The sequence below is a fragment of the Brachymonas sp. J145 genome (assembly GCF_036312245.1).
Taxonomy (GTDB): Bacteria; Pseudomonadota; Gammaproteobacteria; order Burkholderiales; family Burkholderiaceae_C; genus Brachymonas; species Brachymonas wangyanguii.
Genome location: NZ_JAZDCI010000001.1, coordinates 1 through 16,657, shown reverse-complemented (window position 1 = coordinate 16,657; position 16,657 = coordinate 1). Strand labels below are relative to the sequence as shown.

Below are 16,657 nucleotides of genomic sequence, written 5' to 3'. Positions count from 1 at the left end.
TTGATGCCGATAGGCTGAAGCTAATCCGGCCATAAGATCGCTTGCGCGGCAATCCGGCTGCAGAGTTCTACAATCAAGGGCTTGGGACCAGGCGTTGCGCAAGGTCCCCCAACCCAGCAGAACAAGGAGAGCATCCATGGCCAAGAAATCCACTTCCCTCCCGGTCAACATCGGTATCCCCGACGCCAAGCGCAAGAAGATCGCCGACGGCCTGTCCCGCCTGCTGGCCGACAGCTACACCCTGTACCTGATGACGCACAACTTCCACTGGAACGTCACTGGCCCGCAGTTCAACAGCCTGCACGTGATGTTCATGGACCAGTACACCGAGCAGTGGAATGCGCTGGACATCATCGCCGAGCGCATCCGCGCGCTGGGCTTCCCGGCGCCGGGCACTTACAAGGAATTCGTCAAGCTGGCCTCGATCGAGGAAGTCGAAGGCGTGCCGAAGGCGACCGACATGATCCGCCACCTGGTGCTGGCGCAGGAAGCCACGGCGCGTACCGCACGCGAGCTGTTCCCGATCGTGGACGACGCCAATGACCAGCCCACCGCCGACGTGCTGACCCAGCGCATTGACGTGCACGAAAAGACGGCGTGGATGCTGCGTAGTCTGCTGGAAGAGTAAGCGTGCTGGCCCCTGTCTGCAGGGGCTGGTGAACTGCCAAGTGCAACGGCACCTGCCATCTGGCCAGGTGCCGTTTCTGTTAGCGCGCCTCTAAAGGATCAGCGCACGCTGCTATCCTGCAGCGGCGACCCATCCAGCGCCTCCAGATGGCGCGTATCGCCCCAGCCGATCAGCGTCAGGCCTTCGGGTGTCCAGAGCAGGCGGTTGATGCCGCAGTTGGGCAAATACCAGGTGCGTGCGGCCTGCAGGCCCTGGCGCGTGGCGGCGCGGTACAGCACGTCCAGCACGCCGCCATGGGTGACGATGGCCACATGCTCGCCATTGTGGCGCTTGCCGATCTCGGCCACCTGCTGCACGATGCGGTCGCGCAGTTGCTGCAGCGATTCGCCGCCGCCCGGCGGGGCCCAGGCCGGATCGCGCTTGCGCCAGTGCAGCGAATCCTGCGGATAGTGTTGTTCAAAATCGATGAAGCTGCTGCCTTCGATATCGCCAAAGTGGCGCTCACGCAGACTGGGCAGCAGGGCCACTGGCGCGGCATGAGGCGCGGCAATAATGCGTGCGGTTTCGGCGGCGCGTTGCAGGTCGCTGCTGTAGACGTGGTGGATCGGGCTGTCGGTCAGCGCCTCGGCCAGCAGCCGCGCCTGCTGGCGGCCGGTATCGTTCAGGGCGATGTCGGTATGGCCCTGGATGCGCCGCGCGGCGTTCCAGTCGGTTTCGCCATGGCGAATGATCAGCAGGCGGGTGGCGGCAGCGACAGAAGACATGCCGGCATTATCCCCGCTTTGCTGCGCCTGCGCTCAGCCGCGTGCCAGCGGAATGCTGTCGGGATCGATCAGCAGCGGCGCGATGCGCTCTTCCTCGTCAAATGCCTTGTCGCCGTCGGCATCGGGAATGCCGGTGATCTTCAGGTCGGTGAAGTTGTGCAGCTTGCGGTCCAGCAGGTGGCTGGGCACCACGTTCTGTAGTGCCGTCAGGATCAGCTCGGTGCGGCCCGGGTACTGCTTTTCCCATTCCTTCAGCATGTTGCTCACCTGCTTGCGCTGCAGGTGCTCTTGGCTGCCGCACAGGTTGCACGGAATGATCGGGAACTGCATGTGCGTGGCCCAGGCCAGCGTGTCGGCTTCCTTCACGTAGGCCAGCGGGCGGATCACCATGAATTCGCCGTTGTCGGTCACCAGCTTGGGCGGCATGCTCTTGAGCTTGGCGGCAAAGAACATGTTCAGGAAGAAGGTGGCGACGATGTCGTCACGATGGTGGCCGAGCGCAATCTTGTTGCAGCCCAGGCGACGCGCCACCGTGTAGAGCGCACCGCGACGCAGGCGCGAGCACAGGCTGCACATGGTCTTGCCCTCGGGCACCACGCGCTTGACCACGCTGTAGGTGTCCTGTGTCTCGATGTGGTAGTTCACGCCGGTGCTTTCCAGATAGGCCGGCAGGATGTCAGCCGGGAAGCCGGGCTGCTTCTGGTCGAGGTTCACCGCCACCAGCTCGAAGCGGATCGGGGCGCGCTTCTGCAGCTTCATCAGCACATCGAGCAGGGTGTAGCTGTCCTTGCCGCCACTCAGGCAGACCATGACCTTGTCGCCTTCCTCGATCATGTTGAAATCGACGATCGCCTGGCCGACCTGGCGGTTCAGGCGTTTTTCCAGCTTGCGCATTTCGCGCAGGTGGCGCGCCTCCGGAGAGTCCTTGGCGGGCTTGGTGGCGACAGCGGTTTCGGTCAGGGGCAGGGTGGCAGACATGGGCAGGGGCGGCTGGCAGGGCCGCGCAACATGAGGTAAACCCGCGATTTTACTGGGCGGGGCCATGTCCCGTCCAGCCGCATGTGTAATGGCGACGCACGCATCGCAGGGACAGGGTCTGGACTGACAGACGGGCTGCGGCTTTGCGGTTATGCTGGCTTGCATCCATCACCACCAGAACAAGAGAGGATCCCATGAAAGGCCACCCCGAAGTCGTTGCGTATCTGAACAGCCTGGTTGCCGGCGAGCTGGCGGCACGTGACCAGTATTTCATCCATTCCCGCATGTACCTCGAATGGGGCTACGGCAAGCTCTACGAGCGCATCAACCACGAAATGGACGACGAGACCGGCCACGCCAGCCAGCTGATCCAGCGCATCCTGATGCTGGAAGGTACGCCGGACATGGTGCCGGAGGCGCTGGTGCTGGGCACCGACGTGCCTTCCATGCTGCAGGCTGATCTGGAGGTGGAGCTGCGCGTGCGCGATGCGCTGAAAAAAGGCATCGCCCTGTGCGAGCAGCACCAGGACTATGTCAGCCGCGAGATGCTGGTGGAGCAGCTCAAGGACACCGAGGAAGACCACGCGCACTGGCTGGAGCAGCAGCTGCGCCTGATTGACCAGGTCGGCCTGAAGAACTACCTGCAGAGCCAGGCCAGCTGAGGAGTCGCACGATGAAAACCCAGGCAAGCATCCACAAGCAGCTCAACGCCGTGCTGGGCGATTCGCTGATCGCCATCAACCAGTATTTCCTGCATGCCCGCATGCTGAAGAACTGGGGCCTGAACGGACTCGGCAAGCGGCTCTACGAGCAGTCGATCGAGGAAATGAAGATGTCGGACAAGCTGGTCCAGCGCATCTTCCTGCTCGACGGCCTGCCCAACCTGCAGGATCTGGGCAAACTGCTGCTGGGCGAGGACGCGCAGGAAATCCTCGAATGCGATCTGCGGCTGGAGCAGCACAAGCACAAGACCCTGGTCGAGGCGATTGCCTTCTGCGAGGAGCAGCAGGACTATGTCTCGCGCGCGCTGCTGGTCGAGCTGAAAGACGAGAACGAGGAGCACCAGGACTGGCTGGAGACCCAGTTGGACCTGATCGAGGATCTGGGCCTGCAGAACTACCTGCAAAGCCAGATAGGGGATTGAATCTGGTCGCTGATCGCCCGCTGTTGCGGGCGATCCTGTCTGTGGCGACTGCAGCCGCGGTAGGCTGGAGGAGGGCAAGATGGCATTCCGCATCGAACATGACAGCCTGGGGCCGGTCGAGGTGCCGGCCGAGCGCTTGTGGGGCGCGCAGACGCAGCGCTCGCTGCACTTTTTTGCCATTTCCAGCGAACGCTGCCCGCCGGCCTTTGTGCAGGCGCTGGCACGCGTCAAGCAGGCCTGCGCACGCGTGAATGCCGGGCTCGGCGAGCTCGATCCCGGGGTGGCGGATGCCATCATCGCGGCGGCGCAGGAGGTGATGGACGGCCAGTGGGCGGACGAGTTTCCACTCTCCATCTGGCAGACCGGCTCCGGCACCCAGAGCAACATGAACATGAACGAGGTACTGGCGCACCGTGCCAGCCAGCTGCTGGACGGGCAGCCGGTGCACCCGAATGACCAGGTGAACCGCAACCAGTCCAGCAACGACATTTTTCCCACGGCGATGCATGTGGCGCTGGCCGGCGAGATCGCGCAGGCGCTGCTGCCGGCACTGGACGGCCTGGTGGCGACGCTGCAGCAGAAAAGCGCGGACTACGCCCAGATCATCAAGATCGGCCGCACCCATCTGCAGGACGCCACGCCGCTGACGGTGGGGCAGGAAATGTCCGGCTGGGTGGCGCAGCTGCAGCAGGCGCGGGCGCAGATCGTGCAGACGCTGGACGGCCTGCTAGCGCTGGCCGTGGGCGGCACCGCGGTCGGCACCGGACTGAATGCGCCAGTGGGCTTTGGCGCAGCCGTAGCGGCCGAGCTGGCGCGCAGCAGTGGCCAGCGCTTTGTCCAGGCAGACAATACCTTTACCGCGCTGGCCAGCATGGATCCGGTGCTGCAGGCGCATGGCGCGCTGCGGGTGCTGGCCGCAGCGCTGATGAAAATCGCCAACGATGTGCGCTGGCTGGCCAGCGGGCCGCGCGCCGGCATTGGCGAGTTGCGCCTACCGGCGAATGAACCGGGTTCGTCCATCATGCCGGGCAAGGTGAACCCGACGCAATCCGAGGCGCTGACCATGATTGCCGCGCAGGTGATGGGCAACGATGTGGCGATCGGCATCGGCGGTGCCTCCGGCAACTTTGAGCTCAACGTGTTCCGTCCGATGGCGATGCACAATGCGATGCAGAGCGTGCGCCTGCTGGCCGATGGCATGCGCAGCTTTGATCAGCACTGCGCACAGGGCATAGCGGTGGATGAGGCGCGTATCGAGGAGCTGCTGCGGCGTTCGCTGATGCTGGCGACGGCGCTGGCACCGCTGATCGGCTATGACCAGACCGCGAAGATCGCGCTACAGGCACACCACGAGGGGCGCACCTTGCGCGAGGTGGCGTTGGCAAGCGGTGCCGTTACGGCGGAGGACTTTGACCGGCTGGTGGATCCGGCGCGCATGATCGGTCCACGGGCGGTCTAGCCAGACTGTGTCATGCACACAACCCTGATCGCGATAGGGTTTGCGAATAAAAACAATTATCAATTAATATCGGGACTATCGCAGCCATGCTGCTTCACCTGATCTGGAATTGACATGATTGTTTGCCTCTGCCAGCGCGTATCCGACCGCGAGATTGCCCGCCATGCCCGCAACGGCATGAGCTTTGACGAGATCCAGCTGGAGCTGGGTGTCGCCACGCAATGCGGCTGCTGCGGCCAGTGCGCACAGGACATCGTCACGCAGTGCCACGCCGAAGTGGCGGCGCTGCGCCAGGAAGGCCTGCAGGTGCAGGAAGTAGATGGCCAGCTGCAGCGCAGCAGCCCGGCCACGGCACTGCGCGCCTGAATTCGGCACTTTCCCTTTTCCGGGCCCCGCCAGTGAGCGGGGCTTTTTTGTGTCAGTCGGCCAGCTGCGCGTCGTGCTTCAGGCGGAACACCTCGACGCCGACGGCATCGCAGTCCGGATAGACGTCCGGCTTTTCGGTGGAAACGCGCACCGCGCGCACCTTGGGGTGGGTGAGCAGGGTTTCGGCCACGTCATCGCACAGCGTTTCCTGCAGCTCGATATGGCCGGCGCCGACGCGCGCGGCAATGGTGCGGCGGATGAAGTCGTAATCCACCACCTCGTGCACGCTGTCTTCGCGCGGCGTGGATTCACTCAGCAGCACGTACATGTCCACGTTCACGCGCACGCGCTGCGGCCCCAGCTTTTCGAAATCGTGCACGCCGATATTGATGTGTACCTCGTAATCGCGCAGGAACAGGCGGCGGCAGGTCAGGGCGAGGGATTCGCTCCAGTGGGTGGGATGGCTCATGGGATGGGTGTCAGGTGGGGTTGCAGCAGTTCGTCAACCACGAACATGATGTCGCGCGGCAGCGGAACCAGATGCTGGCCATTATCCACGCACAAGGTGGTGCCGGTGATGGCCGGGTTGCTGGCCAGGAACAGGCAGGACTGCGCGACATGGATCGGATCGAGTGGGCGGCGCAGCAGGTTGGCGCGGCTGGCGGCGGCAAAGTTGGTGGCCGATTGCGGACCGCTGACCAGCATCAGCCCCGGTGCCACGCCGCAGATGCGCGCACGTGGTGCCAGCGCCTGCGCCTGCAACTCGACGGCACGCTCCAGCGCCAGTTTGCTGATCGAGTAGCTGAAGTAGTCGGGGTTCAGGTTGTAGACCTTCTGGTCCAGCACATGGATGGCAACGCAGGCATCGACCGCATCGGCCGGGTGCATGGCGGCCATTTGCCGTGCCAGGTCCAGCGGCGCCAGCAGGTTCACTTCCAGTTGTTCTCGCGCCTGCGGCAGCGGAAAATCATCGCCGCCATCGGCATCGAACAGGGAAGCGTTGTTGACCAGCGCGCGCAGCGGGCCGTGCGCCTGGGCAATCGCCTGCATCATGGCCTGGCGCTCGTCGGCATCGGCCAGATCGGCCTGGTACAGCGTGATGGGCGTGCCGACCACGGCCAGCTGCTGCTGCAGCTCCAGCGCAGCCTCGACGCTGTACTGGTAATGGCAGAGCACCTCCCAGCCAGCCTGGGCGAAGGTCTGGCACAGCACGGCACCCAGTCGGCGGGCGCCGCCGGTGACCAGGACGGTGGGACGGGCGGAGGGGAGTTGGCTCATGCAGCGGAATCGGGAGAAAACAGCAGGTTGGATCGGCAGGAACAAGGGCTTCGGTGGTAGATTGGCGGCCATGTCTCAAGCTGCTCCTTCCCCCGCATCCGGAACACCGGACCACGCCCTCACCGCCATGATACGCGCTGCCGTGCACGACGCCGGCGGCTGGCTGCCGTTTGACCAGTTCATGCATCTGGCGCTGTACGCGCCGGGGCTGGGCTACTACGTGCATGGCAGCCGCAAGCTCGGCCAGCTGCCGCAGGACGGCAGCGATTTCGTCACCGCCCCGGAAATCAGCCCGCTGTACGGCCAGGTGCTGGCGCTGCAGGTGGCCGAGGCGCTGCAGATGACGGCGACCGACGAGATCTGGGAATTTGGTGCTGGCAGCGGTGCGCTGGCCGAACAGGTGCTGGACGGCCTGCAGCAGCAGGGCGTGGCGCTGCGTCGCTACACGATTGTCGATGTCTCAGGTAGCCTGCGTGCGCGCCAGCAGGAGCGGCTGGCACGCTTTGGCGACATCGTGCAGTGGGCTGATGCGCTGCCGGCGCAGATGCGCGGCGTGGTGCTGGGCAACGAGGTGCTGGATGCGATGCCGGTGAAGCTGCTGCAGCGCCGTGACGGCGTCTGGCATGAGCGCGGCGTGGTGATTGACGATGCAGGCAACTGGGCCTGGGAAGATCGCGCTACTGACTTGCGCCCGCCGCTGGAGATCGCCGGCGATCATGACTACCTGACCGAAATCCATCCGCAGGGCGAAGCCTTTATCCGCACGCTGGGCCAGCACCTGGAACAGGGCGCGGCCTTCTTTATCGATTACGGCTTTGGTGAACGCGAGTACTACCATCCGCAGCGCGATGGCGGCACCGTGATGTGCCACCAGCTGCACCGGGCCGACGACAACCCGCTGCTGGCGGTGGGCGAGAAGGACATCACGGCACACGTCAATTTCACCGGTACGGCGGTGGCAGCGCAGGAGGCCGGTTTCGAGATCCTGGGCTACACCACGCAGGGCTGGTTTCTGCTCAACCTGGGGCTGGCACAGCGCATGGAAGCCTCCGACCTGGCGACGCGCACGCTGGCGCAGAAGCTGGTGCTGGAGCACGAGATGGGCGAGCTGTTCAAGGTGCTCGGTCTGTGCAAGGGCGAGCCGTGGGCGGCACAGGGCTTTGCCAGCGGGGATCGGTTGCGGATGCTGTAAGCCGGTTCAGGTGCGGCGCGCGGGCTGGCTGTCGTTCATCGGCAGCAGCAGGCGGATCGTCAGGCCTTGCGGCTGGCCCAGTTCGGCATGCACCTGGCCCTGATGGGCCTGGACAATCTGTTGTACCAGCGCCAGCCCGATGCCGTTGCCCTGGCTCTCGTCACCGGTCCAGAAGCGGTCGAACAGGTAGGGCAGCTGGGATTCCTGCAGACCCTGGCCGTTGTCGCGCACTTCCAGGATCAGCTGGTGCTGGTCTGGTGCGCCGGTCTGGTGCACGCTGACGACCACCTCGGTGCAAGCGCGTGCATGGCGCAGCACGTTGTCGAGCAGGTTGTGCAGGGCTTCGCGCAACAGTTCCGGGCTGCCGCGATAGAGCGCGTTGTCCTCCCCTTCGTAACTCAGCTCGATACCGATATCGGCGGCCGGGCCGACCCATTGCAGGGCCACCTTGCGTGCCAGTTCGGGCAGGTCAAACAGCACCATGCCGAGCGAGCCGGCCTCGTAGCTGCGCGATAGCGCCAGCAGCTGGTGGATCAGCATGGCACTGCGTTCGGAGGCCTGCACGATGTGTTCCAGCCGCTGGCGCACCTGAGCTGGATCCTGTTCAGTCAGGGCCAGTTCGCTCTGGTTGAGGATGCCGGCAATCGGCGTGCGCAGTTGGTGAGCGGCATCGTTGAGGAAGCTGCGTTCGCGCTGGACCTGCTGGCTGATGCGTTCCAGTTGTTCGTTGAGCGTGTCCTCGATACAGCGGATTTCGAGCGGTGCATGGTCCACGTGGATCCTGCCAGGCTGGCTGCTGTCCAGCTGGCGTATCGCCGCCACCAGACTGGTCAGCGGGCGCAGGCCGCGGCGCACGCCGAAAAACACGATCAGGCTGAACAGGATGGCCGTGGCGGTCGTGGTCAGGGCCATTTGCATGCCGAGATCGAGAATGCGCAGGTCGATCGGGTGGAACGGACGCACCGACTGGATCAGCAGGGACTTGTCCGAACCGTCCTGCGCTGGCATCAGCAGTGAGGCGATCTGCAGGCGTCCGCTGGCATCCCAGCTGGTGTGGATGCGAATCTGGCAGCTGCCTTTGCCGACATGTTCGGCATCGTCCGGGATCGGCAGGGGCGGGCCGCCCAGGCTGATCAGCGTTGGCAGGGTGTTGAAGCGGAAGCGGGTGTCGTGGCCACCGGAGCGGGCGAGCAGGGTGCTGGTCAACTCCAGCTGTTCCAGCATTTTTGGCAGCGGGGTGTCCGCTGAGTACAACTGGCCGAGGTGGCACAGGTCGTCCAGCGAGTGCCGGGTCAGGTGCTCGCTGTGGCTCAGGTTGTGCAGCAGCAGGCTGGACACCAGCCCGAGCAGACCCAGCACCCAGGCCGGGATCAGCAGCCAGCGCAGCAGTGATCCGCGGATGGTTTTCTGTGTCAGCGCGCTCATGCCAGGCAGCCAGCGCTAGCGGTTGCGCAGCATGTAGCCGAGGCCGCGCACGGTGCGAATGGTCACCGGAGCGCTTTCCAGCTTCTTGCGCAGACGATGGATGTAGACCTCGAGTGTGTTGGTGTTCATCAGGCTGGCGGCGGCAGCCGGATCCGATTCCCAGGCGGCAATGATCTGGGCGCGGCTGATGGCGTTGCCGAAGTGCTCGGTCAGCAGGTGCAGCAGGGTCCACTCGCGCGGTGCCAGCTCCAGCTCCTGGCCTTGCAGCCAGGCGCTGCGGCGATCGGGATCGAGTTGCAGCACGGGCGGCTTGTTGCCATTGCCGTTGGCCATGATGGCGATCGGCTGCTGCAGCTGGGTGCGACGCAGCAGCGCTTCGATGCGCGCCTTCAGTTCCTGCATGGCAAACGGCTTGATCAGGTAGTCGTCGGCACCGGCGCGCAGGCCGGCAACGCGGTCATCGATATTGATGCGCGCCGTCAGGATCAGGATCGGCAAGGTTTCATCGCGCTGGCGCAGCCAGTGCAGCAGTTCCATGCCATCCAGCAGCGGCAAGCCCAGATCCAGCACCAGCACGTCGAACTGCTGCTGCTTCAGCAGCGATTGGGCCTCCAGGCCGTTGGTGGCCGTGGTGACCTGATGGTTGCACTGCTGCAGCTTGCTGCACAGGGCGTCTAGCAGGATGGTGTCGTCTTCAACGACCAGGATGCGGGGCATGGCGATGGGACCTGGGGCAACAGGGCAAGGGAGGGCAAGTGCAACAGCCTAGTGTAGCGTGCGGTTGTATTGACCCACTGAAATCCTGCACAGGTGTTATTGTTGAAGGAAACGACGATGAGTACCCTGATGGAAGACGATATCAAACGCTGGACGGCCAAGCGTAAAACGGCCCTGGTTCTGGAGATCATCCAAGGCAAGACCACGGTGGCAGAGGCCAGTCGGGCCTTTGACCTGCAGCCTTCAGAGCTGGAACAATGGGTGGAAGAAGGCAAGCGTGGCATGGAGAATGCCTTGCGTACCAACCCGCTGGATGTACGCCAACAGTACGAGAAGAAGCTCAGCGACCTGCAGGAGGCCTACGGTGAGGCCATGCTGGAGTTACGCGCCAGAAAAAAGCTGGCGTCCCTGCTGGGCGAAGAGGACGAGAAATGATCCTCGATGTGCAGCAGGGACTGGCAGCTGATGGCTTCCATGTCAGCCTGGTGAAGCTGTGCCGCTGGTTCGATCTGCCGCGTCGCACGCTGTATTACCGCAGCGTCAAGTCTGCACCGAAGGTGCAGGAACAGCTGGCAGCGCCGATCAAGGCATTGATCGAGGAGCACCCGTCTTTCGGCTACCGCACGGTGGCGCATTTGCTGGGCATGAACAAGAACACGGTGCAGCGCATCTTCCAGCTGAAGGGCTGGCAGGTGAGGAAGCGTGCCGTGGGATTCAGGCCACGTATTCGGGCCTTGCCGTCTGTTGCCAAGGCTCCCGATGAGCGTTGGGCGACGGATCTGTGCCGTATCTGGACTGGCAAGGATGGCTGGGCCTCTCTGGCCTTGGTGATCGACTGTTACAGCCGGGAACTGCTGGGCTGGCATCTGAGCCGCAGCGGCAAGGCCAGGACGGCGGAAAGTGCGCTGGAGCAGGCGCTAATTGCCAGGAATGGCTGTCTGGGCAAGGTCAAGAGCCCGTTCCTGCTGCGATCGGACAATGGGCTGGTATTTACCAGCCGCAGCTGCACAGCCCTGGTCAAAAGCTATGGCCTGCAACAGGAGTTCATCACACCCTACAGTCGGGAGCAAAACGGGATGATCGAACGCGTGATCCGCACGCTCAAGGATCAATGCGCGCACCGTCACCGGTTTGAGACGCTGCAACACGCCAGTCGTGTGATTGGCGACTGGATCCGCTTTTACAACTACCAGCGCCCCCTCCAGGCGTTGGGTATGAAGACCCCCGCTGAGGCTTATGCTTTAGCAGCCTGATCTGTGCAGAAAGGGCTGGGTCAATACACGGTTGCCCTGTCCACATCCATCCAGTTTCCCCAGAAATGCCATCCATGTCAAGAGAAAAATAACATATTTATATATATACATAAATTCCTTGTGTGAAATAATTTAATAAATTAACACTTCATTAACGCAAGGAGTAGACGTGGACAAGACTAGCCTTTCTGCCTTTCCGATTCGTACCGGTCTGATGACGACCCTGGCCGTGGTGCTGACCGCCTGCGTGTCTGCCGGGGACTCCCATCTGAAGCCGTTGGCGAGCGGAGAGGTGGCCACCGGGGTGGCCGAGCAGACTGCCAGCATGGTGGTGATCCGCGAATCGGACGCCTTGCCAGGTCAGGCGGTCAACATTTTTGTCAACGGCGAGTACCTGACCTCGCTGCAGCCGGGGGCCTTCCGCCAGGGGCCGGCCTGCGTCGGCGAGAACCGCCTGATGGCCAGCTATACCGACGTCAGCACCGGCTACCAGGAGAAAGTGGCTCCGGGGCAGGCTGTCAGGCTGCCGGCCGCCGAGGTGAGCTACTTCCGCGTGGTGGCGGATGCCCAGGGCCAGCCCGTGCTGCAGGCGCTGGATGCCGAGTCCGGCCTGGCGCTGGCACAGCAGCAACAGGAGCAGGTGCATACGCTGCGTCGTGTCGAGCTGCAATGCGCCGTGCCGCTGAAGACCTACACGCTGCAGGCATCGGCGCTGTTCCCGTTCGACAAGTTCGATTACGCCAGCATGCTGGCCCAGGGCAAGAGCGAGATCCGCCAGGTGGCGGCCGATATCGCGGCCAGCCAGGCGCGCATTGACCGCATCGAGGTGATTGGCCATACCGACCCCGAAGGCTCGGATGCCTACAACCAGCAGCTGTCGGAACGCCGTGCCAGCACCGTGCGTCAGGCACTGGCAGAAAACCGGCTGCCGACCGGGGCGCTGGTGGCCAGCGGACGTGGCGAGCGTGAATTGCTGGTCAGCGATTGCCGCGCCCGATTCCCGCGTGACGCGCGCCAGCGCACCGAGTGTGACCAGCCCAACCGTCGGGTCGAGATCAAGCTGTTCGGCCAGGCGCCGGACGCCCGCTGAGCCGGCTGCACGGCATCCCCTTGCGCGGGCCATCTGACGGCAGCTGGCCCGCCACTTCCCGCCCCGATTCCTAGTAGCGTTTCCTGTATCGCGCAGCACTGGCTGCCTGAACAGGATCTGGAGAAAACACCATGAGCCTGAAAAACATCACCCTGCGCATCAATGACGCCAGCGATACCGTCCAGACCCACCAGATCGCCGGCGGTACCGGCGGTGCCGGCAGCCGCGGCCAGGCGTTGCGCCTGAAGGCGCTGGCAAACGTCAAATACCACTTCACCGACGAAGCCACGGGTTTCGCGCCCGAGAACCTGGCGACCAAGCGTGTCGGCAAGGATTTGCATATCGCCTTCGAGGGCGGCCAGGTGGGCCAGCCCGATCTGGTGATCGAGGATTATTACCAGGATGACGGCGCGATCGGCTATGCCGAGGGCTCGGACAACCTGCTGGTGGGTACGCATGAAAATGGCCAGACTTATCCGTTTGTGCCGGAAAGTGCACAGGCGTCCGATGCCGTGAGCCAGCTGGCCGAAGGCATCCAGGCCGGCCAGGCGCTGGGTATCAGCCATGCGCCGGTGCCGCTCTGGTGGCTGCCGCTGCTGGCGCTGCCCTTGCTGGGGGGTGGTGGCAGCACGCCGCCGCCGGACCACAAGCCGGAGATCAACGGCTTGACGCCCAAGGCGCAGGGTGGTGATGTCAAGGTGTACGAAAAAGCGCTGACAACAGGCTCTGATGCCGCCAGTCCGGCAGAACGCGGTGACGCCGCTTTCACCATCAAGAGCCAGGACGGCGTGAAAAGCCTGACGATTGGCGGCACCGAGTTCCTGAAGGATGGAGCCATCGTGACGGGAGCCAAACTGGTCACGCCGCTGGGCAATGAGCTGACGGTGACCGGTTACGACAAGGCTACGGGCGAGGTGCGCTACAGCTATCTGCTCAAGGGTAGCAAGACGCATCCGGCAGGTGCGGCAGAGAACGCGCTGTTCGAAGACCTGCAGGTCGTGCTGACTGACAACGATGGCGACAAGGCGACAGCCGTGCTGTCGGCGCAAATCGTGGACGACGTCCCGACGGCCAGGGACGATGCCTTTACGCAGGTGCAGGAAAACCAGGCGCTGGTGATTGATGCCCTGGCCAACGACATCCAGGGTGCCGACGGCGTGCCGCTGGCCAAGGTGGCAGTGACGCAACAGCCGGTACAAGGCACAGTCAGCTACGATGCAGCGACCGGCAAGTTCACCTACACGCCTAACCCAGGTGCCGGCAAGGACTCCACGGAAGACAGCTTCCGCTACACCATTACTGATGCTGACGGCGACACCTCCACCGCCACGGTGAAGATCACGCTGCAGCCGGACCAGGATATCTGGATCGTGCCGCAGGACTTTGTCACGGTGAGCGAAGGCGCATTGCCGAGCCCGGCGGCACCGGTGCTGCGCATGCGCATGCTGGCGCGCGCGGTGGAAAGTGCCGAGGCCGAAGGCCAGCTGGTGGTCAGCTATTACAACGACGTGCCGCAGGGCGATCTGCTGCAGTCGATCCAGCTCTCGGCTGATGGTCTGGACGCCCAGCTGCAGGCGCTGGGCCAGGATGTGGTCTGGGCCTTGTCGGCTGACGGCTTGCAACTGACAGGCACATCGGCCGGTACGCCGGTGCTGACGATTGCGCTGACCAGCGCTGCACTGACGGATGCGACAACCGGGCAGATCACTTACAGCTACAAGGTGACGCTGCTGCAGCCGGTCACGCACCCGGAAACGCCAGCGGGCAAGAACCTGGTCACGCTCAAGGGCGTCGCCTTTACCGTGACCGATGCGGATCAGGAATCGAAGACCGGTACCTTTGATGTGGACGTGCAGGATGCCGTCCCGGTGGCGCTGGATGATGTGGCCGATGTACAGCCGGATGTGGGCCAGGCGGTGTCCGGCAATGTGCTGGTCAATGACACGCAAGGCGCCGATGGTGCCAGGGTCAGCGCCGTGGTGGCTAGCCAGCTGGGTTCTGCCAGCCAGGCCGTGGGTGATGCTGCCGTGGAGGTGGCTGGCCAGTACGGCACGCTGACCATCAGCGCTGACGGCAGCTATCGCTATGCGCGTACCGACGGTAGTGCCGGCGGTGTGGAAGATGTGTTCACCTACACGCTGACGGATGCGGACCTGGACAGCGTGGAAGCCACGCTGACGATCCGCGTCGGCAACGCCACCCCGACGGTGGGCGAGGAAGAGCCGAACCCCCAGGATCCCGATGGCGATCCGATCCATGTGATTGCGGCAGCACAGGTGCATGAAGCCGGCCTGCCGGCGCGTACGGGCGAGCCTGCCGGCTCTGATGCCGCCAGCGACAGTGAAACCACGGTGGGCCAGTTCGGCTTTGCCAGTATCGATGGCCTGAAGGCGCTGACGCTGGACGGCGTGGCCGTGCAGGCTGGCACCGCCTTCCCGGCAGAGCCGTTGCTGGCGGATGCGACCGGCCAGCTGTGGGCGTATTACACGTTTGACGCCGCAACTGGTCAGGGCACGGTGCACTACCAGTACACGCTGCTGGACAACACGCTGACAGATCCGTCTTCGGTGGCTTTTGCCGTGGAAGTGACTGACCAGGATGGCCAGTCGGCGAGCAATACGCTAACGGTGGTGATCGTGGACGACGTGCCCACGGCCGAGCCGGATACCGGCAGCGTGCCCAGCGGCACCTATGCTCCGATCGAGGGCAACGTGATGGCCAACGACACCGAAGGCGCGGACGGCGCAGAAGTGGTGGGCGTGCAGGCTGGTGCGGGTGATGTGCAGGAAGCCGGCACGGAGGTGCCGGGTCAGTACGGCACGCTGACGCTCAATGCCGATGGCAGCTACAGCTACCAGCGTGATGCGGCCACTACCGAAGGCGGCGTGACGGACGTGTTCACCTACACGATCCAGGATGGTGACGGCGATACGGCCACGGCCACGCTGACGATCACGATCGAGGACTCCACGCCGACAGCGCCGGTGATCCCGGTGGCGGGTCAGGATGGTGCCGTGGTGCACGAATCCGGCCTGCCGGCGCGTACCGGCGAACCGGAAGGTTCGGACGAGACGGCGGATACAGAGACCACGAGCGGCACAATCACCTTCACCAGCAAGGACGGCGTGTCCGAGGTGAAGCTGGGCAGCCTGGTGTTGACGGGTACGGCGCAATCGGTGAGTGATGAAGCCGGCAAGCTGGAGGCCTACTATACCTACGAGCCGACCACCGGTGCAGGCGTGATCTACTACAGCTACACGCTGCTGGACAACACCCTGGTCGATCCGGATAGCGTGAGTTTTGCCGTGGCGGTGAAGGACCTGGACGGCGACCCGGCTCCGGCTGCTGATCTGGTGATCAATATCGTGGACGATGCACCCACGGCTGAGCTCGATACCAATAGCGTGCCCAGCGGCACCTATGCTCCGATCGAGGGCAACGTGATGGCCAACGACACCGAAGGCGCAGACGGCGCAGAAGTGGTGGGCGTGCAGGCTGTTGCGGGTGATGTGCAGGAGGCTGGCACGGAGGTGTCTGGCCAGTACGGCACGTTGACGCTCAACGCCGACGGCAGCTACAGCTACCAGCGCGATGCGGCCACTACCGAAGGTGGCGTGACGGACGTGTTCACCTACACGATCCAGGATGGTGACGGCGATACGGCTACGGCCACGCTGACGATCACGATCGAGGACTCCGCGCCGACAACGCCGGTGATCCCGGTGGCGGGTCAGGATGGTGCCGTGGTGCACGAATCCGGCCTGCCGGCGCGTACCGGCGAACCGGAAGGTTCGGACGAGACGGCGGATACAGAGACCACGAGCGGCACAATCACCTTCACCAGCAAGGACGGCGTGTCCGAGGTGAAGCTGGGCAGCCTGGTGTTGACGGGTACGGCGCAATCGGTGAGTGATGCCACCGGCAAGCTGGAGGCCTACTATACCTACGAGCCGACCACCGGTGCAGGCGTGATTCACTACAGCTACACGCTGCTGGACAACACCCTGGTCGATCCGGACAGCGTAAGTTTTGCCGTGGCGGTGAAGGATCTGGACGGCGACCCGGCTCCGGCTGCTGATCTGGTGATCAATATCGTGGACGATGCACCCACGGCTGAGCTCGATACCAATAGCGTGCCCAGCGGCACCTATGCTCCGATCGAGGGTAACGTGATGGCCAACGACACCGAAGGCGCGGACGGCGCAGAAGTGGTGGGCGTGCAGGCTGGTGCGGGTGATGTGCAGGAAGCCGGCACGGAGGTGCCGGGCCAGTACGGCACGCTGACGCTCAATGCCGATGGCAGCTACAGCTACCAGCGTGATGCGGCCACTACCGAAGGCGGCGTGACGGACGTGTTCACCTA

16 protein-coding genes are annotated in these 16,657 nt (G+C 64.0%); 10 read left to right on the top strand and 6 right to left on the bottom strand.

The annotated features are described in order from the left end of the window. Positions 1-136 precede the first annotated feature (136 nt). The gene (locus tag V1261_RS00080; RefSeq protein WP_329769265.1) at positions 137-628 is read left to right on the top strand and encodes a Dps family protein; all 492 of its coding nucleotides are present in this window, start codon (positions 137-139) and stop codon (positions 626-628) included. 98 nt (positions 629-726) lie between these two features. On the opposite strand, the gene V1261_RS00075 is transcribed toward V1261_RS00080, so the two are convergent. Together V1261_RS00075 and ttcA are read right to left on the bottom strand one after the other, a co-directional pair. Further along, positions 727-1,392 carry a histidine phosphatase family protein gene (locus V1261_RS00075; RefSeq protein ID WP_329769263.1) on the bottom strand — a complete coding sequence of 222 codons (666 nt, stop codon included), beginning with the start codon at positions 1,390-1,392 and terminating at the stop codon, positions 727-729. Between the two features lie 33 nt (positions 1,393-1,425). Continuing rightward, positions 1,426-2,370, bottom strand: coding sequence for a tRNA 2-thiocytidine(32) synthetase TtcA (gene ttcA, locus V1261_RS00070; RefSeq protein WP_329769262.1), 945 nt, complete (start codon positions 2,368-2,370; stop codon positions 1,426-1,428). A gap of 194 nt (positions 2,371-2,564) precedes the next feature. Here ttcA and bfr (V1261_RS00065) point away from each other — a divergent pair, with 194 nt between their 5' ends. The 4 genes from bfr (V1261_RS00065) to V1261_RS00050 all read left to right on the top strand — a co-directional run bounded on the left by bfr (V1261_RS00065) (position 2,565) and on the right by V1261_RS00050 (position 5,339). After that, positions 2,565-3,032: a bacterioferritin gene (gene bfr, locus V1261_RS00065; RefSeq protein WP_329769261.1), complete on the top strand. Its 468-nt coding sequence runs from the start codon at positions 2,565-2,567 to the stop codon at positions 3,030-3,032. Between the two features lie 11 nt (positions 3,033-3,043). Then, on the top strand, positions 3,044-3,514 hold the full coding sequence (gene bfr / locus V1261_RS00060) for a bacterioferritin (protein ID WP_329769259.1): 471 nt from the start codon (positions 3,044-3,046) through the stop codon (positions 3,512-3,514). A gap of 79 nt (positions 3,515-3,593) precedes the next feature. Next, positions 3,594-4,973 (top strand): class II fumarate hydratase, encoded by a 1,380-nt coding sequence (gene fumC, locus V1261_RS00055; RefSeq protein ID WP_329769258.1) that lies wholly within the window; start codon positions 3,594-3,596, stop codon positions 4,971-4,973. Positions 4,974-5,087: 114 nt separating this feature from the next. Beyond that, positions 5,088-5,339, top strand: coding sequence for a (2Fe-2S)-binding protein (locus V1261_RS00050; protein ID WP_329769257.1), 252 nt, complete (start codon positions 5,088-5,090; stop codon positions 5,337-5,339). 52 nt (positions 5,340-5,391) lie between these two features. On the opposite strand, the gene V1261_RS00045 is transcribed toward V1261_RS00050, so the two are convergent. Together V1261_RS00045 and V1261_RS00040 are read right to left on the bottom strand one after the other, a co-directional pair. Continuing rightward, positions 5,392-5,808 carry a dihydroneopterin aldolase gene (locus V1261_RS00045; RefSeq protein WP_329769255.1) on the bottom strand — a complete coding sequence of 139 codons (417 nt, stop codon included), beginning with the start codon at positions 5,806-5,808 and terminating at the stop codon, positions 5,392-5,394. Further along, positions 5,805-6,617 carry an SDR family oxidoreductase gene (locus V1261_RS00040; protein WP_329769253.1) on the bottom strand — a complete coding sequence of 271 codons (813 nt, stop codon included), beginning with the start codon at positions 6,615-6,617 and terminating at the stop codon, positions 5,805-5,807. The genes V1261_RS00045 and V1261_RS00040 overlap by 4 nt, the downstream gene beginning before the upstream one ends. A gap of 70 nt (positions 6,618-6,687) precedes the next feature. Here V1261_RS00040 and V1261_RS00035 point away from each other — a divergent pair, with 70 nt between their 5' ends. After that, positions 6,688-7,809 carry a class I SAM-dependent methyltransferase gene (locus V1261_RS00035; protein ID WP_436231785.1) on the top strand — a complete coding sequence of 374 codons (1,122 nt, stop codon included), beginning with the start codon at positions 6,688-6,690 and terminating at the stop codon, positions 7,807-7,809. A 6-nt stretch (positions 7,810-7,815) separates the two neighbouring features. On the opposite strand, the gene V1261_RS00030 is transcribed toward V1261_RS00035, so the two are convergent. Both V1261_RS00030 and V1261_RS00025 read right to left on the bottom strand, forming a co-directional pair. After that, positions 7,816-9,234, bottom strand: coding sequence for a sensor histidine kinase (locus V1261_RS00030; RefSeq protein WP_329769250.1), 1,419 nt, complete (start codon positions 9,232-9,234; stop codon positions 7,816-7,818). Between the two features lie 15 nt (positions 9,235-9,249). Further along, positions 9,250-9,951: a response regulator transcription factor gene (locus tag V1261_RS00025; protein WP_329769249.1), complete on the bottom strand. Its 702-nt coding sequence runs from the start codon at positions 9,949-9,951 to the stop codon at positions 9,250-9,252. 117 nt (positions 9,952-10,068) lie between these two features. Here V1261_RS00025 and V1261_RS00020 point away from each other — a divergent pair, with 117 nt between their 5' ends. The 4 genes from V1261_RS00020 to V1261_RS00005 all read left to right on the top strand — a co-directional run. After that, positions 10,069-10,386 (top strand): DUF1153 domain-containing protein, encoded by a 318-nt coding sequence (locus V1261_RS00020; RefSeq protein ID WP_091818459.1) that lies wholly within the window; start codon positions 10,069-10,071, stop codon positions 10,384-10,386. Next, positions 10,383-11,204 carry an IS3 family transposase gene (locus tag V1261_RS00015; protein ID WP_329769245.1) on the top strand — a complete coding sequence of 274 codons (822 nt, stop codon included), beginning with the start codon at positions 10,383-10,385 and terminating at the stop codon, positions 11,202-11,204. Before V1261_RS00020 ends, V1261_RS00015 begins: the two co-directional genes overlap by 4 nt. 169 nt (positions 11,205-11,373) lie before the next feature. Further along, positions 11,374-12,294: an OmpA family protein gene (locus V1261_RS00010; protein ID WP_329769243.1), complete on the top strand. Its 921-nt coding sequence runs from the start codon at positions 11,374-11,376 to the stop codon at positions 12,292-12,294. Positions 12,295-12,425: 131 nt separating this feature from the next. Further along, positions 12,426-16,657 (top strand): Ig-like domain-containing protein (locus V1261_RS00005; protein WP_329769242.1); only part of this gene is annotated, 4,232 nt, incomplete at its 3' end.